25 protein-coding genes and 1 tRNA gene are annotated in these 24,358 nt (G+C 60.6%); 12 read left to right on the forward strand and 14 right to left on the reverse strand.

Features of this window, described 5'->3' with window-relative positions:
• Positions 1 to 376: 376 nt before the first annotated feature.
• The 3 genes from ACYSMN_RS15995 to ACYSMN_RS16005 form a co-directional block, all read right to left on the reverse strand.
• Positions 377 to 2,794 (reverse strand): endonuclease MutS2, encoded by a 2,418-nt coding sequence (locus ACYSMN_RS15995; protein WP_488924915.1) that lies wholly within the window; start codon positions 2,792 to 2,794, stop codon positions 377 to 379.
• A 281-nt stretch (positions 2,795 to 3,075) separates the two neighbouring features.
• Complete coding sequence (locus tag ACYSMN_RS16000; protein ID WP_488924916.1) at positions 3,076 to 3,834, reverse strand: TIGR02757 family protein; 759 nt, start codon at positions 3,832 to 3,834, stop codon at positions 3,076 to 3,078.
• Between the two features lie 99 nt (positions 3,835 to 3,933).
• Complete coding sequence (locus ACYSMN_RS16005) at positions 3,934 to 4,968, reverse strand: LysM peptidoglycan-binding domain-containing protein (RefSeq protein WP_488924917.1); 1,035 nt, start codon at positions 4,966 to 4,968, stop codon at positions 3,934 to 3,936.
• A gap of 230 nt (positions 4,969 to 5,198) precedes the next feature.
• Between ACYSMN_RS16005 and kdsB the strand changes: the two genes are divergently transcribed.
• The gene (gene kdsB, locus ACYSMN_RS16010) at positions 5,199 to 5,951 is read left to right on the forward strand and encodes a 3-deoxy-manno-octulosonate cytidylyltransferase (RefSeq protein ID WP_488924918.1); all 753 of its coding nucleotides are present in this window, start codon (positions 5,199 to 5,201) and stop codon (positions 5,949 to 5,951) included.
• A 231-nt stretch (positions 5,952 to 6,182) separates the two neighbouring features.
• On the opposite strand, the gene ACYSMN_RS16015 is transcribed toward kdsB, so the two are convergent.
• The 3 genes from ACYSMN_RS16015 to gap all read right to left on the reverse strand — a co-directional run bounded on the left by ACYSMN_RS16015 (position 6,183) and on the right by gap (position 8,940).
• Positions 6,183 to 6,527 (reverse strand): translation initiation factor, encoded by a 345-nt coding sequence (locus tag ACYSMN_RS16015; RefSeq protein ID WP_488924919.1) that lies wholly within the window; start codon positions 6,525 to 6,527, stop codon positions 6,183 to 6,185.
• A gap of 69 nt (positions 6,528 to 6,596) precedes the next feature.
• The gene (locus ACYSMN_RS16020; RefSeq protein ID WP_488925011.1) at positions 6,597 to 7,511 is read right to left on the reverse strand and encodes a diacylglycerol/lipid kinase family protein; all 915 of its coding nucleotides are present in this window, start codon (positions 7,509 to 7,511) and stop codon (positions 6,597 to 6,599) included.
• Positions 7,512 to 7,932: 421 nt separating this feature from the next.
• Positions 7,933 to 8,940 carry a type I glyceraldehyde-3-phosphate dehydrogenase gene (gap, locus tag ACYSMN_RS16025; RefSeq protein WP_488924920.1) on the reverse strand — a complete coding sequence of 336 codons (1,008 nt, stop codon included), beginning with the start codon at positions 8,938 to 8,940 and terminating at the stop codon, positions 7,933 to 7,935.
• A gap of 248 nt (positions 8,941 to 9,188) precedes the next feature.
• Between gap and ACYSMN_RS16030 the strand changes: the two genes are divergently transcribed.
• From ACYSMN_RS16030 to ACYSMN_RS16040, 3 genes are all read left to right on the forward strand, one after another.
• Positions 9,189 to 9,260 (forward strand) — tRNA-Glu (locus ACYSMN_RS16030).
• An 83-nt stretch (positions 9,261 to 9,343) separates the two neighbouring features.
• Positions 9,344 to 9,937: a Crp/Fnr family transcriptional regulator gene (locus ACYSMN_RS16035; RefSeq protein WP_488924921.1), complete on the forward strand. Its 594-nt coding sequence runs from the start codon at positions 9,344 to 9,346 to the stop codon at positions 9,935 to 9,937.
• A 159-nt stretch (positions 9,938 to 10,096) separates the two neighbouring features.
• Positions 10,097 to 10,381, forward strand: a complete 285-nt coding sequence (locus ACYSMN_RS16040) for a DUF4260 family protein (protein WP_488925012.1) — start codon at positions 10,097 to 10,099, stop codon at positions 10,379 to 10,381.
• Positions 10,382 to 10,388: 7 nt separating this feature from the next.
• On the opposite strand, the gene ACYSMN_RS16045 is transcribed toward ACYSMN_RS16040, so the two are convergent.
• Positions 10,389 to 11,051 (reverse strand): TMEM175 family protein, encoded by a 663-nt coding sequence (locus ACYSMN_RS16045; RefSeq protein ID WP_488924922.1) that lies wholly within the window; start codon positions 11,049 to 11,051, stop codon positions 10,389 to 10,391.
• A gap of 149 nt (positions 11,052 to 11,200) precedes the next feature.
• On the opposite strand from ACYSMN_RS16045, the gene ACYSMN_RS16050 reads away from it, so the two are divergent.
• From ACYSMN_RS16050 to ACYSMN_RS16075, 6 genes are all read left to right on the forward strand, one after another.
• The gene (locus tag ACYSMN_RS16050; protein ID WP_488924923.1) at positions 11,201 to 12,118 is read left to right on the forward strand and encodes a helix-turn-helix domain-containing protein; all 918 of its coding nucleotides are present in this window, start codon (positions 11,201 to 11,203) and stop codon (positions 12,116 to 12,118) included.
• Between the two features lie 127 nt (positions 12,119 to 12,245).
• A complete protein-coding gene (locus ACYSMN_RS16055; RefSeq protein ID WP_488924924.1) occupies positions 12,246 to 13,604 on the forward strand; it encodes a serine aminopeptidase domain-containing protein in 1,359 nt (452 codons plus the stop codon).
• 113 nt (positions 13,605 to 13,717) lie between these two features.
• Positions 13,718 to 14,563, forward strand: a complete 846-nt coding sequence (locus ACYSMN_RS16060) for an oxidoreductase (RefSeq protein ID WP_488924925.1) — start codon at positions 13,718 to 13,720, stop codon at positions 14,561 to 14,563.
• Between the two features lie 125 nt (positions 14,564 to 14,688).
• Entirely contained in the window at positions 14,689 to 15,108 is a 420-nt protein-coding gene (locus ACYSMN_RS16065; protein ID WP_488924926.1) for a VOC family protein, read from the forward strand.
• Between the two features lie 39 nt (positions 15,109 to 15,147).
• Entirely contained in the window at positions 15,148 to 15,699 is a 552-nt protein-coding gene (locus ACYSMN_RS16070; protein WP_488924927.1) for a nuclear transport factor 2 family protein, read from the forward strand.
• Between the two features lie 9 nt (positions 15,700 to 15,708).
• Entirely contained in the window at positions 15,709 to 16,242 is a 534-nt protein-coding gene (locus tag ACYSMN_RS16075; RefSeq protein ID WP_488924928.1) for a nuclear transport factor 2 family protein, read from the forward strand.
• A 23-nt stretch (positions 16,243 to 16,265) separates the two neighbouring features.
• Here the strand turns inward: ACYSMN_RS16075 and ACYSMN_RS16080 are convergent, their stop codons facing one another.
• From ACYSMN_RS16080 to ACYSMN_RS16090, 3 genes are all read right to left on the reverse strand, one after another.
• Positions 16,266 to 16,640, reverse strand: coding sequence for a hypothetical protein (locus ACYSMN_RS16080; RefSeq protein WP_488924929.1), 375 nt, complete (start codon positions 16,638 to 16,640; stop codon positions 16,266 to 16,268).
• Positions 16,641 to 16,846: 206 nt separating this feature from the next.
• Positions 16,847 to 17,212 carry an SRPBCC family protein gene (locus tag ACYSMN_RS16085; protein WP_488924930.1) on the reverse strand — a complete coding sequence of 122 codons (366 nt, stop codon included), beginning with the start codon at positions 17,210 to 17,212 and terminating at the stop codon, positions 16,847 to 16,849.
• A 61-nt stretch (positions 17,213 to 17,273) separates the two neighbouring features.
• Positions 17,274 to 17,837, reverse strand: coding sequence for a Crp/Fnr family transcriptional regulator (locus ACYSMN_RS16090; RefSeq protein WP_488924931.1), 564 nt, complete (start codon positions 17,835 to 17,837; stop codon positions 17,274 to 17,276).
• A gap of 347 nt (positions 17,838 to 18,184) precedes the next feature.
• Here ACYSMN_RS16090 and ACYSMN_RS16095 point away from each other — a divergent pair, with 347 nt between their 5' ends.
• Positions 18,185 to 20,359: a bifunctional alpha,alpha-trehalose-phosphate synthase (UDP-forming)/trehalose-phosphatase gene (locus ACYSMN_RS16095; protein WP_488924932.1), complete on the forward strand. Its 2,175-nt coding sequence runs from the start codon at positions 18,185 to 18,187 to the stop codon at positions 20,357 to 20,359.
• A 275-nt stretch (positions 20,360 to 20,634) separates the two neighbouring features.
• Complete coding sequence (locus ACYSMN_RS16100) at positions 20,635 to 21,354, forward strand: M48 family metallopeptidase (protein WP_488924933.1); 720 nt, start codon at positions 20,635 to 20,637, stop codon at positions 21,352 to 21,354.
• A 216-nt stretch (positions 21,355 to 21,570) separates the two neighbouring features.
• On the opposite strand, the gene ACYSMN_RS16105 is transcribed toward ACYSMN_RS16100, so the two are convergent.
• The 4 genes from ACYSMN_RS16105 to ACYSMN_RS16120 all read right to left on the reverse strand — a co-directional run bounded on the left by ACYSMN_RS16105 (position 21,571) and on the right by ACYSMN_RS16120 (position 24,282).
• A complete protein-coding gene (locus ACYSMN_RS16105; protein ID WP_488924934.1) occupies positions 21,571 to 22,275 on the reverse strand; it encodes a YceI family protein in 705 nt (234 codons plus the stop codon).
• A 173-nt stretch (positions 22,276 to 22,448) separates the two neighbouring features.
• Positions 22,449 to 23,069, reverse strand: coding sequence for a DsbA family oxidoreductase (locus tag ACYSMN_RS16110; protein ID WP_488924935.1), 621 nt, complete (start codon positions 23,067 to 23,069; stop codon positions 22,449 to 22,451).
• Between the two features lie 11 nt (positions 23,070 to 23,080).
• Complete coding sequence (locus ACYSMN_RS16115) at positions 23,081 to 23,692, reverse strand: thioredoxin family protein (RefSeq protein WP_488924936.1); 612 nt, start codon at positions 23,690 to 23,692, stop codon at positions 23,081 to 23,083.
• Positions 23,693 to 23,706: 14 nt separating this feature from the next.
• A complete protein-coding gene (locus ACYSMN_RS16120) occupies positions 23,707 to 24,282 on the reverse strand; it encodes an NAD(P)H-dependent oxidoreductase (protein ID WP_488924937.1) in 576 nt (191 codons plus the stop codon).
• Positions 24,283 to 24,358 lie beyond the last annotated feature (76 nt).

Genomic DNA, 24,358 nt, shown 5'->3' on the forward strand with positions numbered 1-24,358 from the left:
CATGGTTTTTGAAGGAATGATTGAACAACAGCAAGAAGCTCAATGGTAAACGCGACTGTATAACCAATGTTACTGTATTGATTTTCAATAAAATATAACTCATTCTTACCCCCTGATATATTTTCTACGGATAGGACAAGCAATCTCAACCTATAGCTTCTCAACCAACGGCAACCGCGACATGAGGAGCTTAGCAAAACAGCCGCCCGGAACAAGTGGAGCACGATCGTGCTCCACTTGTTCCGGGCGGCTGCATATTGGCGTTAATGTACTTGGGGGCGAGTTTCCTTTTATTTAGCGTTCAGTCTGGAGACTGAATTGGCTCCGTGGCTGGCAGGCTTGCAAACTTCGTTCGCTTAAGCCTGCCAGGTCATGTTTATTTTAATACGGCTACGGTGGCACCGTCGCCGCCACGGTCGGCGTGTTCGTCGGCTACGCTGGCCACTTGGCGGGTGCGGTGCAGGTAATCGCGCACCACTTGGCGCAATACGCCGTTGCCGCGGCCGTGCAGAATCTTGATTTCCGGCACGCCGAGCATCACGGCGTCGTCTACGTAGGCCATGATTCGGTTGAGCGCGTCTTCGGCCCGCTCGCCGCGCAGGTCGAGCGTAGTGTTGAAACCGGACATGCGGCCGGTGATGTCGAGGCCGGAGTATTGGGCCGGGGCCTTGCGGGCGGCTTCCTTCTCCCGTTCCCGGATTTCGCCCCGCGTGAGCTTTTCCAGCTGACTGATCTTCACGATAGTCTTCAGCCCGCCAAACGACACTTCGGCCGTTTTGCCTTTCACGCTCATAATTTCGCCGTGCCCTTCCTGGCCTAGCAACGCCACTTTGTCGCCGGGCTTGAGGGTGCCGGCCTCGGCCAGTTCGCGGGTGGCTTTGGGCTTGGGCGGCTCAATTTGCAGCTTCTCACGCACGAAGGTGTCGAGCTTCTGGCGGGCATCCTTGGTTTTCTCTTTGTCGGCCTGGCCGAGGCGGATTTCCTGGATGGTGGCCTCAATCTGCTGATTAGTGTCCTTGAGCAGCAGCTTGGCTTTCTGCTTGGCCTCCCGGAGCACATCGAGCGTGGTGTCGTCGAGGTACTTCTTGAGGTCCTGGTACTCCTGGGCGGCTTTTTTGAGGCGACGCTCCTGCTTGGAAGCTTCGGCGGTGCGGGCTTCGAGGTCGGCCTTTTCTTTCTCCAAGCCTTCCAACAGCCGGTCGTAGCGGATTTTATCTTTGCCCACGAGCTGCGTAGCGCGCTCCACGAGCTGCTTCGGCAACCCGATTTTGCGGGCAATTTCGATGGCAAATGAAGAGCCGGGCTTCCCTATTTCGAGGCGGTAGAGCGGCTGCAGCTGTTCCGGGTCGTAGCGCATGGCCCCGTTCACGACGCCGGGCGTGCGCTCGGCGTAGTTCTTGAGGTTGGTGTAGTGCGTAGTGATGACGCCGAAGCTGCGCGCCCGGTTCAGCTGCTCCAACACCGATTCAGCAATGGCCCCGCCCAAGACGGGCTCGGTGCCCGTGCCAAACTCGTCAATCAGTATGAGGCTTTGCTTGTTGGCTAGCGTCACGAACTGCTTCATGCTGAGCAAGTGCGAAGAGTACGTGCTCAAGTCGTTTTCCAGGCTCTGCTCGTCGCCAATGTCGAGGAAGATGTCATCGAACATGCCCGCTTCGGAGCCTTCGCCGGCCGGAATCAGCAGGCCGCATTGCAGCATGTATTGTACCAAGCCCACCGTCTTCATGCTCACGGATTTACCGCCGGCGTTCGGCCCGGAAATCAGCAGGATGCGCTGCTCTTGATGGAGCTCAATATCCAGCGGCACCACTTCGCGCGGATTTTCTTTGAAGTGCTCCTTGAACGTGAGGTAGAGCAGCGGGTGGCGCACCTTCTTCCAGCGCAGCAACGGGCGCGGGTTGAGGGCCGGCAACGTAGCTTCGACGCGCAACGCCAGCAGCGCCTTGGCCCGCACGAAATCGAGCAGACCAAGGTATTGGTAGGCCTTGCGCAGATCGGGGATGTGCGGGCGGAGCTGGTCGGTGAGGGACGTCAGGATGCGGATTAGCTCACGCTGGTAGGCGTTTTCGAGGTCCTTGATGTCGTTGTTCAGCTCGAACACGGCTTCTGGCTCAATAAACACCGTTTGCCCCGAGGCCGACTCGTCGTGAATCAGGCCTTTTACGCGGCGCTTGTGCTCCGCAATAACGGGCAGCACCAAGCGGCCTCCCCGGATGGTGGGCTCGGCACCTTCGGGCGTCCAGCCCTCTTGGCGGGCGTGGCGCAAAATGCCGGCAATCTGCTTACGCAGCAATCCTTGCCAGGCAATCAGCTCTTGCCGAATCTGGCGCAGCAGCGGCGACGCATCGTCCCGGACGAGGCCCTCGTCGTCCACCACTTTGTCGAGGGCGGCCAGCAGGTTGCGGTCTACCTGTACGCCTATGCCGAGCAGGCGCAAGGTGGGGTACAGGTCTTCGGCGGCTTGTGTGAAGAAGGTAAGCGCCTGGCGAATGGTGCGCAAACTCATTTTCACGGCGAAAAAAGCCGCTACGTCGAGGTAGGCGCCGGGCAGGCTGGCCCGCACGAGGTGGGGGCCGGCATCGTGGTAGTGCTGGCTGGGGAAGTCGGCCCCGCTGTGCAGCAGGAAACGGAACTCGTCGGTTTGGAGCAGGAGCTTCTGAAGCTGGTCGTGCTTGGTCTGGAAGCTCATTTTGGCCACAAACTGGCGGCCAAGGGCACTCAGGCACAAGCCATCCAGCATGTCACGCAACTGCGCGAAACCTATTTTTTGCTCGAAATTCTGAGGAAGAATCAAATCAGGTAGTCTTGGAATTCAGATTGGAATGCGAAGGTAAACATGATATACGGCGAGAAAGATTCATTATCTAAAATGTAACATCAAGCTCTGGCCTGAGAAGTGAGAACTTAGATATGAGAAGTCAGAACGTAGCGCACGCTCGGACTCGGCATATTTTGTTACGTAGTCTTTACCTCCTTAGGTGTAGCGCTCCACTAGGTTCCAGCATCTCGCGCTGGAACCAGACGGCGCAGTTATGCCTACTCGCTTCGCTCGTTAGCGGAAGCGGGAACTTCGCGTTACATTTCTCCTTCTACTCCGAGGCCAAAGAGCGCGAAATCGTACTTGACGGGGTCGAGCGGGTCGAAGGTGCGCAAATGGTCGGTGAGGTCTTCGGCGGCCAGCCAGTCTACCTGTTTGCGTTCCAGCAGACCCAGGCAGCGGGCCACGCGCTCCACGTGCACGTCGCAGGGGCACACCAACTGGCTCATGGGCAGGCGGTTCCAGAGGCCAAAATCCACGCCTTGCTCGTCTTTTCTGACCATCCAGCGCAGATACATATTCACGCGCTTGCAGGCGGAGCCGCGGGCTGGCGTGGCCACGTGCTTGCGAGTCCGCTGCGGCGCGTCGTCGAGGCTGAAGAACAGGTTGTGAAAGTTTTCGAGCTGCTCTTTTTGGGTGGTGCCACGTAGAAATGCATCTTCGAGCGTGGCGTGGCCGGCATAGAACCAGCGCAGCCAATGCACGAAATAAAGCAAGTCGGTATCGCAGAAAGTGCGGTGGCAGAAGCCCAGAAGCCGCTTTAAATCCTCCTCCTGGTGCTGCGTAACGAATTGATACGGCGCGTTATCCATGCGCTGCATTAGCTCGTGGCACTTGCTGATGATGGTAGGCCGCCGCCCCCAGGCCAGCAGCGCCGCAAACAGCCCGCTGATTTCCACGTCCTGCCGCAACGTGAAACGGTGCGGAATGCTAATAGGGTCGTTCAGGATGAAAGCCGGCTGGTTGTAGCGGACGTAGTTTTCTTCCAGAACCGCCCGAACCTGCGCGTGATTCATTTTTAGAAATGAGAGCTTAGAAGTGAGAAGTTAGACTTTCGTTCTGGTGTACTTTAGTTGTTAGAACCGGAGTCTAAGCTCTCACTTCTAACTTCTCCATTACGGTACATAGCTGGTTTCGACGCGGAAACGAGCGTCGGGAGTGGCGAGGCGCTGCACGGCGCGGGGCGAGAGGCGCACCAGGATGTTGTTGTTTTCGCCGGTATCCGGCAGCGGACCAATGACGCGCACGTACACCGACTGCCCATTCATGATATTGCGCACCTGCATGATGGTACCGACGGAGGCCGTTTTGTGCAGGGCCAGGTATTTGTCGGTGGTGCTGTTGGGAATGCTGGTGGCCAGGCCGCTTTCCGTCACCCGGCGCACGATTTCGCTGGCCCGCTCTGGAGCGCGCTCTTCTTCTTTAGCCGGGGTGGCCGCAGAAGTTGTGGTAGTGTCTTTGTCGCGGGGCTTGGCGGTTGCTTCAGGCCGGGTCAGGATTGGTGCCGGCGTTGGGCGGGTTGGCGCGGGCGCGGTAGTTACCACTGGCTCACGGGTAACGGGTGCTGCTGGGGCAGCCGGTGTTGGCGCCGCTGGAGTTGGTGCGGGCGTTTCGCGGCGGGCCGGAGCACTACCAGCTGCCACAATAAGCGCCTGGCCGGAACGCACGTTGTAGTTGGGCGCGAAGCCGTTGAGCTGCGCTAAAACCTGCGGCGTGGTGCTGAACTTGCGGGCAATAGCAAACAGCGTCTGGCCGGGCTGCACCTTGTAGATATGATTGCCGCGAGCATCGGTGGGCAGGGCCAGGGCGGCGCTAGAGGCAGCAGGAGCAGTTGGGACAGCTTTTGGCGCGGCCTTGGCGGCAGCGGGAGTATTCATTACTGCGCGTTGGCGCGGCACTAACACAATCTGCCCGGTCACGAGTGAGCCTTTCAGCCCGGCATTGGCTTCCACTATTTGATCGACGGGCACTTTATAGCGGCGCGACAGGCCGTAGAGTGTTTCGCCGGGCACTACGCGGTGCTTGATGAGCATTTTACCACCCCGGTATTCCACGCCGATAGAGTCGGGGGGAGCTATGGGCCGGGGGGCCGCCAGAACTGAAAAACCAGAAAAAACAAACGCGGCGGACAGCAACGAAATTCGGGACATACTAGACAATAAGGCAAAGGCAGCAACGCGCACTAAACGGCAATAAGCCGCCGCCACGCATAAACTTGGCCGAAAGTTAGGCATTCGCAGGCAGTAGGCCAGCCAAATATGACAACAACCGCTTTTCCTTGCTCATTTTCGGGACAAAGCCCAGGTAGGGCGAAAACCTGTTTCGCGCTTCGGTGGGTGGGCGTACCTTGGCTCCTAGTTCTCTCTTACTTTCTTGCTCTATGCACGCCATCGGCATCATTCCCGCCCGCTACGCTTCTACTCGCCTGCCCGGCAAGCCGCTAGTAGATTTGGGCGGCAAATCCATGATTCAGCGCGTGGTAGAACAGGCCCGACAGGCCCGGCTGAGTCGCGTAGTAGTAGCCACCGATGATGAGCGTATCCGGCAGCACGTGCTGGATTTTGGCGGTGAAGTCGTACTAACTTCCCCCGACCACCCCAGCGGCACCGACCGGGTGCGCGACGCCTACGAGCAGCTGAACGTAGCAGCCGACTGCATCATCAACATCCAGGGCGACGAGCCTTTCATCCACCCCGCCCAGATTGACGCGCTAATCCAACTATTCGACCGCGCCACGCCACCACAGCTGGCTACGCTGGTGAAACCCGTGGTGAGCGACGAGGAATTGTTCAGCCCGCACCTACCCAAAGTGGTGCTCGATGCGCGGGGCCACGCCTTGTACTTCAGCCGCCATCCCCTGCCCTACCAACGCCAGCACGCTCCCGAACAGTGGCTCCAGCACCACCGCTACCTGCGCCACATCGGCCTCTATGCCTACCGTCCCGACGTGCTCTGCGAAATCACCCAGCTCCCGCCTTCCCCACTAGAACTGGCCGAAAGTCTGGAACAGCTCCGCTGGCTGGAAGCCGGCTACCAAATCCTCACCGCCGAAACCGAGCTAGCCACCATCGGCATCGATACCCCGGAAGATGTGGAGCGCGCTTTGCGGCAATTGAGAATGAAGAATGAATGAGGAACTTCCTAAAGGCCTAGCCCGGCAACTGCTCATTGCTCATTGGCAATTGCTCATTGAGGCAGCTCCGGTCTGCTCGCTTTCTTGGCGAGCTGAACGGTCGAAGGGTGCGCCGTTATAAGGCCGGCGAAACAACGTCAGCTAGCGGCGACCGTTCAGCCCGCTGAAAAAAGCGGGCAGACCGGAGCGTCTGGTAATTCCTCCTTCTTCATTCCTAATTCTTCATTAACCTCACCCGCCGGCTTTTTTGGCTTTGTAGCCTTTTTCTAGGAGCACGGCGAGCACTTTGTCGCGGAAGTCGCCTTGGATGACGATTTCGCCGTCTTTGGCGCTGCCGCCGACGCCGCACTTGGTTTTGAGCAGCTTGCCTAGCTCCTGCAAGTCGGTGTCTTGGCCTACGAAGCCGGTTACGAGGGTAACTTGCTTGCCGCCGCGGGACTTCTTATCGAGTTGCACGCGGAGGTTCTGCTGCTGCGGGGGCAGCGTAACGGCTTCTTCGTTGCCGGTTTCCTGATATTCGAAATCGGGATTGGTGGAATATACCACGCCTTCCCGGCCTTTTTTGTTGGTCTTCATGCTCGAAATGTACTACGAAGCGGGCTTCGCCACCCACGGAAAGTATACGGCTATACGACGCGGCCGTCGCTACACGGCCACTTCCAGCGCCAGCGGGTGCAGGAGTGCTTCAAAATGGGTGGCATCGGCCACGTAATCACCATCGACGTGGAAGCCGAGCGGCGTAGCAGACTGCACCAAAATGTGCCGCGACGTATGGTACACCGCCCCGCCCGACGTGGGCAGGGTGCCCAAGGCCAGCCCCAAACCCACCCGCACCGCCCGCGGCAACGATAATCCATCAATCAAACACACATCGAGCAGCCCGTCCTGAATGTCGGCGCGGGGCGCGATGTAGGCGTTGTTGCCGTACTGGGCGGCGTTGGCGAAGGCGAGCACGTAGCAATTCGTGTCGAACACCTGCTCGTTGAGAGTGAGTTGCACGGGCGTGGGGCGGTAGCGCCGGTATTCGCGCAAAGAAACCTTCACGTAGGTGCTCAGCCCGCGGGTGCCAGCCTGGGCAAACAGCTTACTCACGTGGGCGTCGAAGCCCAGGCCCGCCGTGCAAAAAAAGGGGTGCCCGTTTATCTCGCCCGTATCGATGCGCTGAAACGTGGGCTTGCTTAGACGGCGCACTGCGCCCGGCAAATCCAGCGGAATGCGCAGGTGGCGGGCAAGTCCATTGCCGGAGCCGCGCGGCACGATGCCCAGCGCCGCTTCCGCGCCCAGCAGGCCCCGTCCTACCTCGTTCACGGTACCATCGCCGCCCACGGCAGCCACTACCCGAAACCCTTCCGCAGCCGCCTGGCGGGCTAGCTCTTCCGCGTGCCCGGCGTACTGCGTGGGCCAGATGGCGAAGTCGGCACTGGCGGCCTGGGCGTAGCGCGTCAGTAGTGCGGGCACATCTTGCGTGCGATTAGTGCCAGAGGCTGGGTTAAGGATAAAGCAGATGCGCACAGGAAAGAGGAGCGGAGTAGAGCCTGAATGGCAAAGATACGGCGGCATCCGCTGTAGCATGAGCCCACCTCCTTTTTGCATAGGCTAATCAATGCAGGCCGTTGGTGGCAACCAAAATCAAAGGCATAGCTTATTTACCTCCCTCGTCCCGGCGGCAGTATCCGTAGCTAGAATTATGCGTTATGGTGACCAGCCTATCTTCTTATTAGCCCCAGAGGGACGCCATATCGGTAGCAGAATTGAGGAAGAGAAAGAACAAGCCCCATCGGGGCGACACCCGGTTACGCACGTGTCGCCCCGATGGGGCTTTGATCAAAATAGTAAGCAGCGTTTTCTACCGACATAGCACCCCTCTGGGGCTGGCAGTGCGCCTGCTAAGTATCTACATATCTGAATGATCACCTGATATGCAAAAAAAAGGCTTCCCATTGCTGGAAAGCCTTTTTCTTGTTTGCAGCAAGTGCGAAGCTTAGCCGTTCATTTTCTCACCCAGTTTCTGGATAAGGTCGGCGGTGCGGGTGCTGTAGCCGAACTCGTTGTCGTACCAGCCTACCACCTTCACCAGCGTGCCGTTGGTGGACGTGAGCTGCGAGTCGAAGATGCACGAGTGGGGGTTGCCCACGATGTCGATGCTTACCAGCGGGTCGGTGCTGTACTCCAGGATGCCTTTCAGGGGGCCTTCAGCGGCGGCTTTCACGGCCTCGTTGATCTGCTCCTTGGTTACTTCCTGCTTCAGAATCACGGTCAGGTCGGTGGTCGAGCCATCCGGAACGGGCACGCGCATGGCAATACCATCGAGCTTGCCCTTCAGTTTGGGCAGCACCAGCCCTACGGCTTTGGCGGCACCGGTGCTGGTGGGGATAATGCTGTAGGCGGCGGCACGGGCGCGGCGCAGGTCCTTGTGCGGCGCGTCCTGCAGGTTTTGGTCGGAGGTGTAGGCGTGCACCGTCGTGATGTAGCCTTTCTCAATTCCGAAGGCATCATCGAGGACCTTGGCCATCGGGGCCAGGCAGTTGGTGGTGCAGCTGGCGTTGCTGAGAATGGTTTCCGCGCCGGTCAGCACGTCTTCGTTCACGCCGAGTACTACAGTAGGGATATTACCGGTGGCAGGAGCGGAAATCACCACTTTCTTGGCGCCGGCGGTGAGGTGCTGGCCTGCGCCGGCTTCGTCTACGAAGCGGCCCGTCGATTCTAACACCACATCAATGCCCATGTCGCCCCAGGGCAACAGTTTGGGGTCACGCTCGGCCAGGGCCTGAATGCGCTGGCCGTTTACGGTCAGGCTGTTCTCATCGTAGGCCACGGTGCCATCGAAACGACCATGTATGGAGTCGTACTTGAGCAGGTGAGCCAGCGTTTTGTTGTCCGTCAGGTCGTTGATGGCCACGACTTCCACGTTGTCGCGGCCGAGCAGCGAGCGGAACGTTAGGCGGCCGATCCGGCCAAAGCCGTTGATGGCAACTTTGATTTTAGCCATAGTAGTATGGGGAATGGGAGTGTATCGGTCCCGAAGGGCCGGGTGAAAACGCGGAGCGAAGGTACAGGGCTCCGGGTACTTCGCCAAATCGGCCCGTTACACCCCGAAACACCCTCCTTTCCGAAAAAATTTAGCACTGAAAATCAGCCTGTTTTTCACGCTTCGTAAAAATTTTACCCCGCAGTGCTTGCCTGACGCGCGGCGGCTTCTATCTTTGCACCACCAAAACGGAAAACGCCGTTTTATCTGGTCCGTTCGTCTAGGGGTTAGGACAGTAGATTTTCATTCTACCAACAGGGGTTCGATTCCCCTACGGACTACGCAAAAACCCGCTTCGATGCCTTTCGGAGCGGGTTTTTTCTTGCCCCAACGTCAGATTCCGGCGCGGCGCTTACCTTGCGCTATGCACCCGTTGCGCACCTACATCCAGCGTTTTGTACCCCTCACCGATGCCGAGTGGGCACCCCTGGGGGCGGCCTTGCAGCCGCGCCATCTGGCCCGCAAGCAATACTTCGTGCGCGAGCAGGAAACCTGCCACGACATCGCCCTGCTGCTTTCGGGCGCCTGCCGCCTGTTCTACACCCGCCCCGACGGCGAAGAGAAAACCACCTATTTCTTCTTCGAGAATCACATGATGGCCTCCTATGCCAGTTGCCTCACCGGGCAAGTCAGCCCGCTGGCCATTCAGGCGCTGGAGCCCACGGAGTTGCTGGTGTTTCCGTACGCCGTGCTGCGCAACCTCTATGATGAGCATCCGGTGTACGAGCGGTTTGGGCGGCTATTGGCCGAGTACAACCTCATCGGCACCGATTTACGGCTCACGGAATATCTCATGCAGAGTCCCGAAGAACGGTACCGGGCCTTGTTGCGCAGCCACAAAACCAAGATTCTGGAGCGAATCCCGCAACATTACATTGCTTCTTATCTGGGCGTTACGGCCGTGTCGTTGAGCCGCATCCGGGCGCGGGTGGCGGAAGAGGACGGCCGTTTTTCTTAGCGTTTGTTAACGACTTTCGACGGGGCCGGGACGGACCTTTGAAACATCAATTCACCAACTGTTTCAACCCCCATGAAAAATCTCCTGAAGCTCGAAGAATTAGCCGAAGCCCTGGTTGCCGTAGTCGTTTTCGCGCAGCTGCCCTACGCCTAGTGGTGGCTGCCGGCTCTGTTCCTGCTCCCCGACCTGAGCATGCTGGGCTACCTGGCCGGGCCGCGTGTCGGGGCCTTTTGCTACAACCTGCTCCACCACAAAGCGCTGGCCGTAGCGGTAGGCCTGGCGGGCTGGTGGTTGCACGCGCCGCTGCTGCTGCTCGCAGGCTCAGTGCTGCTCTTCCACGCCGCCTTCGACCGGCTCATGGGTTACGGGCTGAAATACGCCACCGGCTTTGGCCACACGCACCTGGGAACGGTTGGCAAAACTGGACTGCCCGCGCAAGCGTAAAATAAGGCTAGTTCAGGTCGGTTTTGGGCTTGAGCGAGGTGAGGTGCCGGTCTTCTTTCGGAGCCGGAATGTAGAGCCACGGCAACAGCGCAAACAACGCCAGAGCCGTTGTGCTGGACACGTAGGCCAAGCCGATAGCTACCAGGTACAGCGCCGGAATGAGCAGAAACCGTTGGCTGACCAGCTCAATAATGCGCGGCGACATAGTGGCGCTAACCAGCCGGTGCCCGCGGGTGGCGTAGCGCCAATGCAGCCAGCGCACGAGGCCCGCCAGACTCATATTAGCCCCGTACACGACCAGCGCAGCCGGATTGCTGGGGTTGTTGCCGAGCAGGGAAGCCGCAAATGGAATGCAGGTCAAGACCAGCAGCCAGAGCATGGTAATCCAGATGAGCAGCCGGTCGCCGTGGCGGATGTAGTGAAACTCCATGCGGTGCCCGAACCAAAAAATGGCCAGCAACACGAAGCTTACCAGAAACGAAAAGAACTTGGGCCAAAGCTGCCCGAGCTGCGCCCACAGATCCTGGGGCTGGGCGGAAGCAACTAATGGCGCCCGCAACTCCAACACCAGCAAGGTGAGTAAAATGGCCAGCACCCCGTCGACAAGAGTTTGCAGGCGCTCGGTGCTGAGAGCTTCGGGGGCGGACTCGGAAACTGATTTTTTGGTCATGCTACAAACTAGGGTCCGCCTCGGAGCGAGGCAAGCCAACGAAGTAAGTTCTCTAGGGCCCGCCAAACAACACGATTGGTTAGACTCGTAGAATTTCGGGGCTGAAACATTGTTTTTGGCGGCTGGTTGCCGGGAGACTACCTTTCCCCATGCTCCATCTCACGACGCTTGCCGAATACTGCCGCTGCATCAATATCGCGCCGCCCCGTGATGAGCATTTCGACATTCGGCGCTTCGCGGACAACATGCCGACGGTGAACAAGCATCAGTCGCCGTTTCGGCACGAGTTCTACGCCGTGGCGCTGCGCTGGCACGGCACCAACCGGCAGGTATCGGGGCAGCCACTGGCGGCCAACCTGTTTTTCAACACGCCTTACCAAATCATTTCCTGGGACATCGAGGCCGATTGGGACGGTTGGTACCTTATGTTCGACGAGGACTTTGCCCGCAGCACGCCCGCCGGCGCCAATCTGCTGGCGGAATTTCCGTTCCTAAGCCTCGATAAGGCGTTACCTCTGGACCTACCCGAAGCCGAAGCCCAGGTTCTGGACACGCTGTTTCAGCAGATCTGGCACGAATACCACCTCGACCACCCAGACCGCCCTGCGTTTCTGGCGGCCTACGCGCATCTGGCGCTGCTGCACGTGCGGCGGCAGTTCAACCACCTGGCCTTGCCCGCCGAACTCCCCACCCAGGAAAACCGCGCCGCCGACGTGCAGCTCGTAGCTCGCCTGCAAGCCTTGCTAGAGCGCAGCCTCGTAGCCGCTGACGCTACCGACGCCGCGCGCCATCCCTCCTACTACGCCGAGCAGCTCAGTATTCACCCCAACCACCTCAACGCCGTGGCCAAGCGTATCACGGGCAAAACGGCCTCGCAGCTGGTGCAGGAAGGCGTAATGGCGGCGGCCAAAGGCTTGCTGCTCAATACCACGCTTAGCGTGAAGGAAGTGGCGTACCGGCTGCACTTTTCGGAACCCACGCACTTCATTGGCTTCTTCAAGAAGCACACGGCCTGCACGCCCCAGCAGTTCCGGGAGCGGCGGGGTGCAGCGGTAGTGGTGGTATAAAGCGTCTCTTCTGCCGAGCAGTAAGCTCGTGGCTTTGATTTTTGTCGTAGCTGCTTTGATTTTCGTTACCAGTTAGGGCTTGGTTGTGCCCTCCTTTGTGTCGTTCAATTCAACACCCCAAACGACCATGGAAACGCAGACTTACCAACCCGGCCCTAACCGCGTGACCTTCCCCAGCGAAGGCGAAACCCTCGTTGGCACCCTGTTTCTTCCCGCCACCTACCAGCCCAGCCAGCAGTTGCCGGTGGTGATAGTGAGTGGGCCCTGGACGCAGGTGAAAGAGCAGATCGGGCACCGCTACGGCCAGCAGCTTGCCGACCAAGGCTTGGCCGCCCTGGCCCTGGACTTTCGCTTCTACGGCGAGAGTGGCGGCGAGCCCCGGCAGTTTGAATCGACGCGGGCCAAGGTGCAGGATTTGCACAACGCCGTGAGCTTCCTGCAAACCGTGCCGGCCGTACAGCCCGAACAGATTGGTATGCTGGGCGTGTGCGCCGGGGCCAGCGTGGTAGCCTACGCCGCCGCGGCCGATTCGCGCCTCAAAGCCCTGGCTACCGTAGCGGCCTGGCTCCAGCACCCCGACACGACGCCGCTCTTTTACGGTGGGGCCGAAGGCGTGCAGCAACGTTTAGGACTAGCTGCTCAGGCCCAGGCCAAGTATGAGCAAACCGGCGAAATGGACTACGTGGACGCCTACAACCCCACCGAAGGCAGCGGCGCAGCCATGTTCTTCCCCATCGACTACTACGCCAACCCCGCGCGTGGCGCCGTGCCATCCTGGACCAACCAGTTTGCCGTACCGGGCTGGCAGGAATGGCTGGAGATGGACGCCATTGCGTCGGCTAAAGACATCCGGGTGCCCGTGCAGCTGGTGCACTCCGACGGCTCGGCCCTGCCCCAGAACGTGAAGCGCTTCTTCGAGGAGCTGGGCAGCGAGGAAAAAGACCTGCACTGGACCGTGGGCGAGCACACGCAGTTCTACGACCAGGAACCCTACGTGCAAAACGCCGCCCGTATCGTGGCCGACCATTTTAAGCGTGTATTCCAGACCCAGGGTAGCCCCGCCCGCCACCCCAACACGCAGCTCGTCTACGACTTCTTCCAGGCTTTCGGCACGGTGGATACGGCGTGGTTCGGGGCGCACTTCGGTGACAATTTCGTGTGGCACCTGCCCGGCCAGAGCCCCATTTCCGGCGATTGGCAGGGCGTAGATGGCGCGCTGAACGGTGTCCGGGCCACGGCCATGAGGCTGGGCCGGGGTAAGAACGGCTTCGAGTTACTCGACGTATTCGGCCACGACGGCGGGGCCGTTTCCATCCACCGCGACTACTACACCGGCGACGACAACCACTTCAACCTGCGCTACATGATTCACTACCGCATCGTGGATGGCAAGATTGAAGAGCTGTTTGAAATTCCCTTCGACCAGTACGAAAACGACCGATTCTGGAACCTGCAACAGCAAAACGCAACGGCAATAGCGAATTAAGTAGCAATACAGCCATTCCCCGGAATGGCCGCCGTTGGCAATCCAGGACCGCGGTTTTGGATTGCCTGGCAAGACCTTAATTGGATAGCATTCAACCCCTCAAGACCCCAATCATGTCCACGACAAAAGTTTGGTTTATTACCGGCGCTTCTTCAGGCTTCGGCCGGGCATTTTCAGAATACGCCATCAGTAAAGGGTACCAGGTGGTGGTTACGGCGCGCCGCTTCGACAAGCTGCAAGCCATCAAAGCCTTAGCTCCCGACCAAGTGGAAGCCATCCAAATGGATGTAAACAATGCGCAGCAGGTGGAAGAGGCGGTAGCGCAAGCAGTGCAGCGCTTCGGCCAAATCGACGTGCTGCTTAACAACGCGGGCTACGGCATTGTGGGCGCGGTGGAGGAAACACCCGAAAACGAGTTGCGGGCGCAGCTGGAGACGAATTTCTTTGGGGCAGTGGCCGTCACTAAAGCCGTGCTGCCGCATATGCGCGAGCGGCGGTCGGGCGCCATCGTCAATATCAGCAGCCTGGGCGGACAGGTTTCCTTTGCTGGTTTTGGGGCATATTCGGCGTCGAAGTTTGCCCTCGAAGGTCTTTCCGAAGCCCTGGCTGGGGAGGTGGCACCCTTTGGCATCAAGGTCCTGATTGTGGAGCCCGGCGCCTTCCGCACCAAATTTGCCGGCGAAGCCCTCAAGCACATGCCTGCCCTGGACGCCTACCAGGACACCGTAGGCGGCACCCGGTCTTTCGCCAAAGGCATGGACGGCACGCAGGAAGGCGACCCGCTCAAAGCCGCCGCAGCCATCGACCAAGCACTAACGGCCGAAAACACGCCTCTGCGCCTGCAACTCGGCGCCGATGCCGTATCAGCCGTGAAAGAGCACAGCCTCAAACTGCTACAAGAACTGGAAGCATGGGAGTCCGTTGGCTTAAACACAACCTACGAGTCGGCACCAGCCTAGGCTCGCGGTAGGCCGAGGTGGAAGCCTTGCCTGGACCCAACAGCATTCGAGCAGGGCCGCGTCGTAAAATCAGTCCAGACGCAGCCATCAAGCCTGATCTTCACGCTACAACCACTTTGGCAGCCATGGTAAACCTGCGCGGCATCCACCATTTCGCCCTCTCCGTGGCGAACCTCGACGAATCTATTCAGTGGTACTCGGAGTGGTTGGGCTTCACGGTGGAAAGACGTTTCGGCTTTGCGGAGCTGCAAACGGAAATAGCCCACCTTATCTCGCCCAGTGGCATTCGGCTGGAACTGCTGTGGCAAGCGGGCTCCCAGCCGGGGCCCGATGGCGGCCGTGATGCTTTTGGGGCTATTGCAACGCATGGTGCCAAGCACATTGGCTTGCTGGTAGACAACCTAGACGAAACCTACCAGTCCCTCATGCAGCGCGGGGCCACCATTCTGCACGAACCGACAACCGTAGAACCGGCCGGCGTCCGTAACTTCTGGATTCTCGACCACGCTGGCAATCAGTGGGAGTTCAATGAGCTACTGCGTTGATTGGCGTGCGTGCCCCACCGCCCTACCCTTCCTTCCAAGATGCACTATCTCGCTTTTCTGAGTCTGGCGCTGCTTGGCGTAGCGGCCCACGCCCAGACCCGCCCTTTGGCTCCTACTGCCTCAACTATGGAAACTGCTGCCCTCACCCAAACCGTCACCGATATTTTCGTGGGTTCCGACGAGCACGACTGGGGCCGGGTGAAGGCGTCCTTCGCGCCGCAAGTGCTGCTCGATTACTCTTCCATGACCCAGCAGCCCGCCGCCACGCTCAGCCCAGACCAGATTCTGACGGCGTGGCGGGACGTGCTGCCGGGCTTCGAGCATACGCACCACCAGCTCGGCAACTTCGATGTGCGGGTGAGCGGCAACGAGGCTACCGTGTTTTGCTACGGCACGACCACGCACTACCTAGCCCAGCCCACGGGCGGCAACGTCTGGACCGTGGTGGGCACCTACAACTTTCACCTGCTGCGCCAAGGCAACGCCTGGAAAGTCGACCGGATGAAGTTCAACTTCAAGTACCAGGATGGCAACCTGGCGCTGCCTAAGCTTGCTACCGAGCGGGTGAAAAGCGCCGCCGCCACACGTTAGTCTTTCCGCATGAAATTCACTTCGCTCCTACTCGCGCCGCTACTAGCCGCCTGCTCCAATCAAGCCGCCGAAACACCCACTGCTAACCCCAACACCATGTCGACGACTCCAGCCTCTTCGGCCACGGCCAGCCAAGACTTAGTACAGCGCAACAAGGAAGTCGTCAACAACTTCTTCGTGGCCCTGGAAACTGAGCGGTTCGAGCTACTGCGGGAGGTTTTTGCCGAAAACGGCCGCCAGCTCAACCCCTACGTGCCCGAAGGTTTTCCCAAGAGCTTCGACGGCGCGGAGGCTATCTACAAGCAATACAGCGGCCTGCCCCAGCAGTTTGGGCAGATGAAATTCCCGCGCACCATCTACGCCACCGACGACCCCAACTTCATTTTCGTGAAGTACAAGGGTGACATCGTCATCAAGGCCGGGGGCCGCTACGAAAACGACTACCTCGGCACCTTCCGGCTCGAAAACGGCAAGGTGGTGGAATACACCGAGTACTTCAACCCCATCGTGATGGCCAGGGCCTTCAACATCCCGCTTAAGTAGTGGCGGGCTTTCGGTACGTGGCCTTATAGCGCCAAGAGCTGCCGCCAGGGAATCACGAAAGGCAGCACCGAAACCCACACCAGAAAGAAGACGGCCATCCCGGTAGGATATGGTTGCGCCGTCCGGGCCGCCGGCACTGCCACCACCAGCAGCCACGTGCTCTTGTAGACCAGTTGCAGCACCAGCACCGCCACAAACGGCCCCGGCCGCCACAGTCCTAGCCCGGACAACACCGCAATAGCCAACCACAGGCAGCCCACCAGGCGGGTGGTTTCTGTGGCTGGATAAGCGTGTTGAAACACCGTGCGCGCCGCTGTTTGCGGAAAAAACAAGGAGCTGATGCCAATCCAGCCGGCGACTACAATGTTGGCGGCATACACGAGACGGAGCAGTAGCATACGTGTTCTTTGTGGTGGAAGTGGAATTTGCTTTTGCTCTAGACTTTGCCACTGAGCGGAGCTGAAGCATCCTGGCGTTTTTGTGCCTGCTAGCGCGACTCTTCTTGCTCCGCCTGTTGCCGAATACTTTCCAGCACGCCGGGCAGCAAGGCGCGGTACCGTTTGCCCAGCGCCCGCCCAAACAGGCCCTTGCTCACGCCCGTAAACTAAACTTCGTGCGTAAACCGCGTCTGCCCCTCGGCTTCGTCCAAGGTTCGTTTCACGTGCAAAGCGCCCAGCGGCAGCTTGGTGCGGAACGTGTAGGAACGCCCAGGCTCCACGGCCGTCAGCTCAAACGTCGACTCCGGGCCTTTATCGGGTACTAGTCGGCCGCGGGTACCCACGGCGAACGGACCCGCCAGCGTGGCTTTTTTCAGTCCGGCGTCCCAGCTGGGCCACCGGTCTATATCGGTCCAGATAGCCCAGATGCGCGTCGGCGGGGCGGTTGTGCGTTGCGAGCAGCTGAAATGGGTGTTGGAGGCGGGAGCGGCAGGTGGTGCTCCGGTGAATGCCAGCGCGAGTAGCAGTACCATAAGGTGCAGGGAGTTAGTGACGGCGCAAAAGTGCCCGCCTCCGCCCACCCACCTACTGCACCTAGGTTAACTTCCGCCGAATGCGGCTCAACGATTGGGGCGCGATGCCCAAATAAGAAGCCAGGTGCCGCAGGGGCACGCGCTGCACCAGCTGGGGCCGCTCATGCAAGAGGGCGCGGTAGCGGGCTTCAGCCGTCTCGGTTTGCAGCTCCTCCAGTATGGTTTCAGTGTAGTGCTGCACTTGCTGCGTCAGGCGCCGCACGAACGTGGCCCAGGCTGGCACGGCCAACAGTGCGTAGGCGTCGGCCTGCGACAGTTGCCACACGGTACTCTGCTCCAACGCCTCCACGTTTTCCGCTGCCGGGCGCTGTTCTGCAAAGCTGCGTTGCGAGGTAAACGCGTACGGCGACTCCGTGAAAAACTTGGTCACCTGCTCTCCTTCCTTCCAGATGAAAAACCGCAACAGGCCGCTTTCCAGAAAATACAAGTGCCGGCACACCCGGCCGGCTTCCACCAGCAGCGTACCCGCGTGCACGGTGCGCGGCTCCAGGCAAGCCGCCACCCGTTGCCAGTCATCGGCCGGCATGGGGGTATAGGCCGTTATAAATTGGTGAAACGGGTGCATGAGGCCGGCAGCGCCAGTGGCGCAGTATTGGTAGTTGGCCGAATGTATTGCTTAAACCCGACTTCGGCCCCGGCTTTCGTTATCCCGCTCAGAGCGAGTTTCAGGTTGCGGCACGGGCCGTAGCGCGCAGCTCCGGCTTCGCGTATCGTTGCTGATGCCTGAGCGGTACCAACGATTGTCGTGCAACGAGGCGTGAAGCTCCCGCTTCGCGCTACGAGCCGTACACGAACCCAAGAACCGCGCTAAGTAAGCTGGCAGCGCCGCCGTACGCACTCCAGCACCGAAAAAATAATAGCTGTTCGCGGCTTTCTCCCGTAAGCCTGGGGGTTTACCAATTCTACAGGCTCATGTCGCGAACCATTATTGTCTCGAACCGACTCCCCACCAAAGTCCAGCGCACCGACGCCGGCCTCACGTTTCAGCCCAGCGAAGGTGGGCTAGCGACGGGGCTCGGTTCCATCTATCGGCAGGAGGACAACGTGTGGGTGGGCTGGCCCGGACTATTTGTGGAAGAAGCCGCCGAAGAAGAAGCGGTGCGCACGCAACTGCGCCAAGACAGCATGGTACCCGTGTTCCTGACCGAGTCGGAAATCCGGGACTTCTACGAAGGCTTCAGCAACTCCACGCTGTGGCCCACTTTCCACTATTTCGTGCAGTACGCCACCTACGAGCAAGCCCACTGGGATGCCTACGTGGCCGTGAACGAGAAATTCTGCGAGGCCGTACTGGCCCTGGCCGGTCCCGAAGACACCATCTGGGTGCACGACTACCAGCTGCTGCTGCTGCCCGAGCTGCTGCGCCGCGCCCGCCCCGAAGCCACCATCGGCTTCTTCCTGCACATCCCATTCCCCTCTTATGAGCTGATCCGGGCGCTGCCCTGGCGGACCGAGCTGCTGCGCGGCCTGCTCGGCGCCGACCTCATCGGCTTCCACACCTTCGGCTACATGCGGCACTTCCTCAGCTCCGTGGCGCAGCTGCTAGGGCTGAACTCGCAGAACGGCCAGATTGAAACCGATAGCCGCACGGTGCTCGTCGATGCCTTCCCGATGGGTATCGACTACAACCGCTACAAAGAAGCTGCCGCCTCCGAGGCCGCCCGGGCCCACGAGGCCGAATACCGCGAGGCCCTGCGCGAGGTGCGCGTCATCCTGTCCATCGACCGGCTCGACTACACCAAGGGCATTGCCCAGCGCCTGCGCGCGTTTGAGCTGCTGCTGCTGCGCTACCCCGAGTGGCGCGAGCAGGTGAGCCTGATTATGGTGGTGGTGCCCTCCCGCGACCAAGTAGCCCAGTACGCGGCCCTGAAGGAGGAAATCGACGAGCTGGTGGGGCGCATCAACGCGCAGTACCGCACCATTACCTGGAACCCGATTCACTACTTCTACCGCTCCTTTTCGCTGGAAGAGCTGGCCTCTCTCTACCGCCTGGCCGAGGTGGCGCTGGTGACCCCCATGCGCGACGGTATGAACCTCGTGGCCAAGGAGTTCGTGGCCAGCAAAACCGACCACCGCGGCGTGCTCATCCTGAGCGAGCGGGCCGGCGCGGCCCGGGAGCTGTCCGATGCTCTTATCATCAACCCCACCGATACCGGCCAACTGGCCGAAGCCATGCACGACGCCCTGGTGATGCCCGAGGAAGAGCAAGCGCAGCGTATGAGCGCCATGCAGGGGCTGGTGCGGCGCTACAACGTGTTTGCCTGGACCAAGCTGTTCATGGACCGGCTGGCTTACAGCAAGATCAAGCAGCTCACGCTAGCCACCGAGAAGCTGAACGCCACCGTGATGCAGCAGCTCCAAAGCGAGTATAAGGCCGCCAAGCAGCGCCTGCTGCTGCTCGACTACGATGGCACGCTGGCCCGTTTCAATACCGACCCCCAACGGGCCAAGCCCGACCAGGAGCTGCTGTTCCTGCTGCGGGCCCTCACCGACATCCCGCAGAACCGGGTCGTCATCATCAGTGGCCGCGACCGGGCTACGCTGGAAGCCTGGCTGGGCGAAATTCCGCTGGATTTTATTGCCGAGCACGGTGTGTGGCTGCGCCGCGCGGGCGAAGACTGGAGCCTGTTCCAAACCCTGCGCAACGACTGGAAAGCCGACATGCGGCCAATTCTGGAGCTGTACGTCAACCGTACCGCCGGCTCTTTCATCGAAGACAAGGACTACTCGCTGGTGTGGCACTACCGCCGCGCCGACGTAGGCCTGGGCGACGTGCGGGCTCGGGAGCTGCTCAGCCACCTGTCGTTCATGACGTCCAACACCGATTTGCAGGTACTGGAGGGCAACAAGGTGATTGAAATCAAGAACGCGGGCATCAACAAAGGCACCGCCGCGGCCCGCTGGGTGGCCGCCGTGCAACCCGATTTCATCCTCGCCATCGGCGACGACCGGACCGACGAGGACACATTCGGCGCCATGCCGCCCGAAGCCTACACCATCAAAGTCGGCAACGCGCCCCGCTCCCTGGCCCGCTACCACGTCACCGCCGAGCCCGACGTGCGCCACCTGCTGCGGCAACTGCTGTAACCCACCCGTCTGCCCGCTTTTTTTGCGGGCTGACGGGTCGCAGCAAGCTGATGTTGGTAAGGAATAGCGCCGTTAGATTGTAGCCTGGGCTTCAGCCCGGGAGTGTAGGGCAGATCTGTTGGTTTCCGGCCTAACACTCCCGGGCTGAAGCCCAGGCTACACTCTAACGGCGCTAACAGCGACTGGTCCGCTGGCAAAAAGCCAGCAGACCGGCGGGTGGCCGTGTGTAGCCCCAATTTACAGTAGCTTGCGGCCTTGAACTGCTGAGAATCCGCATGCCCCAACTTCAAATCGACGACTTGCAAGTGGAAGTCGTGCGCAAGAATATTCGCACCCTACGCCTCACCGTGCACATGCCCGACGGCCGGGTGCGAGTATCGGTGCCACTACGCACCCCCGACGCCACCGTGCGGGAGCTAGTAACGGCCCGCCGCGCCTGGATTCAGAAACACCAGGCCAATTTCGCCGCCCGCGAACAGCCGCGCCACCTCGCCTACGTGTCGGGTGAGACGCACTTCTACCAGGGCCAGCCCTACGAGCTGCGCGTGCACGCCACAGCCGGCCCCGCACGAGTGGCGCTTCATGACGAGTATTTGGACCTCTACGTGCGCGCCGATGCTACTTCTGAACAACGCGCCAAGGTACTGGCCGCTTGGTACCGGCAGCGGCTGCGGGAGCAGCTGCCGGCCCTGCTGGAAAAGTGGCAACCCGTGGTGGGCGCGCACGCCAGTGCCTGGGGCATCAAGCAGATGAAGACGCGCTGGGGCACCTGCAACATTCAGGCAAGGCGCATCTGGCTGAACCTGGAACTCATCAAGCGCCCCCTGCCCTGCCTGGAATACGTGCTAGCCCACGAGCTTACGCACCTGCACGAGCGTTACCACAATGCCCGCTTCTGGGGCCTCCTGGACCAGTTCATGCCCGACTGGCGCCACCACAAAGCCGAGCTGAACCGCGTGTCCCTCCGTGCCGCCGGCACCCACGACGAGTGCTAACCCGCACCGCCTCCCCGGTCCGCTGGCTTTTCGCCAGCCGACCGGTCGCCGCCTGCGCCGTTAGAGTGTGGCCTGGGCTTCAGCCCGGGAGTGCTAGGCCGGAGACCAGCAGATCTGGCCTAACACTCCCGGGCTGAAGCCCAGGCTACAGGGCTGGTGTACCTACCTCAACTCACTTCGATCCGTCAGCCCGCGAAAAGCGGGCAGACGGGCGAGTTACTTGACTTGCTGGAGTTCCAGGTTGCAATTGAGAGCTACTTCGTTGCCGAGGAAAACGTCGCCGGAAGCCAGCTGGCCGTTCCATTTGAGGCCCCACAGAGTGCGGTCCAGCACGCCTGTTATCTTGAAACCGGCTTTGGTGTTGCCGTAGGGGTCTTTGGGCACCGTGCCGCGGTATACCACGTCCAGCACCACTTCGCGCGTTACGCCGTGCATGGTGAAGTCGCCGGTCAGCTTGTACTTGTTGGCTCCCACCGACTTGAGACCTTTCGACTTGAAGGCAATCTGCGGATACTTTTCGGCGTCGAGGAAGTCTGGCGCGCGCAGGTGTTTGTCGCGGTCCGCGTTGTCGGTATCGATGCTGCTAGGGTCGATGGTGAAGTCGATTTTAGCGTCGGAGAAGTCGGCTTTGCTGGCCTGGTCCGTGCCGGCAAACTTGGTGAATTTGCCTTCCGTCTCGGAGATATTGAAGTGGGGAATCGTGAAGGCCACGGTGGTGTGCGAGGCATCGACGGTCCACTTGGTGGGCTGCGACTGGGCGTAGCTGGCTGCGCCGCTCAGCAGCAGAGCCAGCGCGAGAAAGGGTTTTTCATGGGGTTGAAAAGGATTAGAAGAAACGAGGTTGAAAAGCAGGCCGCTCCTGACGCCGAAACGGCTCTCGGTACGGGGCAGGGATACAAGCGGTAGGACGGGTAGGTACACGGGCGGTAGGGCGGGCGACGGACTGAAGTCCGTGCCACAAGCAACGACCAGGCACCTGCTTGTTGTGGCACGGACTTCAGTCCGTCGCCCCACTACTCAGAGCGGTCTAAAGCTGAGTATAGGCCGAGGCGGGACCAGCCCCTGCTCCACCGTACCCTGAATCCGAAACCGCTCTAAGCTCGTGCGGCTTCGGCGCGCAGCAACGGGGCAAGCACCGCCGGGGGCTGGGCACCTTGCAGCACGCGTCCACCCAGCACAATGCCCGGCACTCCCGTGACGCCCAGCTCCCGGGCCCGTACCTGGTCGGCGTCGAAAGCCGCCCCGGCTTCTGCCGACTCCACGTAAGCCCGCACGGCGGCCGGGGCGAGGCCGAGGGAAGCCGCCAGTTCCAGCAGCACCTCCATCCGGCCGATGTCCATGCCTAGCTCGAAATATGCTTGCGTGATGAGGTCAGTGAGGGGGCTTTGTTGGTCGAGTGGCGCGGCGGCAATGACCTTGTGCGAAAGCCGGGTGTCGGGCATGTACTGAATTCGCTCGAAGCGGAACGCCACGCCCGCCGCGGCGCCAAGCTCCGTGATGCGGGCAAACGCCGCTTGCAGCCGCGCCGGCTCCCGCAGAATCGAGAGCATGTAAGTGCGGTAATCGACGCCCGCGGCCGGAATGGCCCCGTTGAGCAGGTAGGCCCGTTGCCGCACTTGCACGGCCTGGGGCGTGGCGGCCAGGGCCTGGGCGAGATACTGCTTGCCCAGGCGGCACCACGGACACACGGTGTCCTGAAAAACTTCTATCGTCATGGCAGAGAGAATCAGGCGGCCCATTCCCGCAGCAGCGGCGTTAGCTCGGTTTGCAGCGCGGCGGTGCCATCGAGACGGTACCAGGCGCTGACGGCCTGGAAAAAATCGGCCAGGGGCGCGGCGGGATATTGCTGTTTGTATTCGGCGATGAACGCTTGTACGGGGGCCGGGCGCGGACCCCAGGTGCCTAACACGCGGCTTGCTGCCGGGTCCCAGGCAATAAGCTTGGGAATAGACCGGCCGCCGTTGGTCAGAAACGCGTCCATCAGGGGCAGGTGCTGGTCGCGCAGCACCAGGCGCAGCTCAACGTGCGGCGAGCTGTCAGCCAAGCGGGCCAGCACGGGCAGGTTCTCGGCCGCATCACCGCACCACGATTCCGTGAGCACCACCCACCGCTGCGGCCGCTGTACCAGCGCCACGGCGTGCTGGAGTTCAGGCGTTAGCACTAGCTCCTGGTCCAGCGCCGCCATGCGGGCCACGTTCTGGCGCGCAAAGCCCAGGATTTCCACCGACTGCTGGCCGTTGGTGGTTTGGCCGGCATCTAGCAGCTCCTGGCTCAGGCGCTGGTACGCCGGGTACGTCAGCGCATTCTCCCAATCAAGAGATTCAAGTAGAGCAGACATGGCAGTGGCTCAGCCTAGGCGGCTATTTCCTGCACCAGCGCCCGCACATCAGCCAGCATGGCGTGGCGGGCCGCGTCGTCTACCGAGGGTACGGAGTGCAGGTATTTGTGGGCCAGCACCTCAATGCCGCAGAACTTGAGGTTGCCGTCGGCGGTGTGGTGCAAGGCTTCCTGCATGGCGGCGTACCACTGCTCGGGGTTGCCGCCGGTGCTCACCAGGAAGGCGCGTTTGCCTGTCAGCAGGCCAATGGGTCCTTCGGCGCCATAAGAGAAGGCGAAGCCGTACGAAAACACCCGGTCGATGTAGCCCTTGAGAATGGCGGGCATCCCCACCCACCAGGTCGGGTACACGAAGCTGATGACGTCCGCCCAGGCCACGTGCTCCTGCTCGGCTTGGATGTCGGCGGGCGGGTTGCCGCTGCGCAAACCCGCAAAGTCACTGCCCGACAGCACGGGGTTGAAGTTGAGCGCGTACAGGTCGCGCACCACCACGGCGTGGCCCTGGGCGCCGAGAGTTTGGGCTATGGTGTCCTGAATGGCGTGGTTGAAGCTGGCCGGATTGGGGTGGGCGTACACAAGCAAATGATTCATGGCAACGGGCTGGTTTTGAGGTTCAACTGAATGCCCAAAACTAGACCAAGCGCCACCGCGCCGAAAGTCACAAACC

This window comes from Hymenobacter sp. M1-2 (assembly GCF_057808495.1).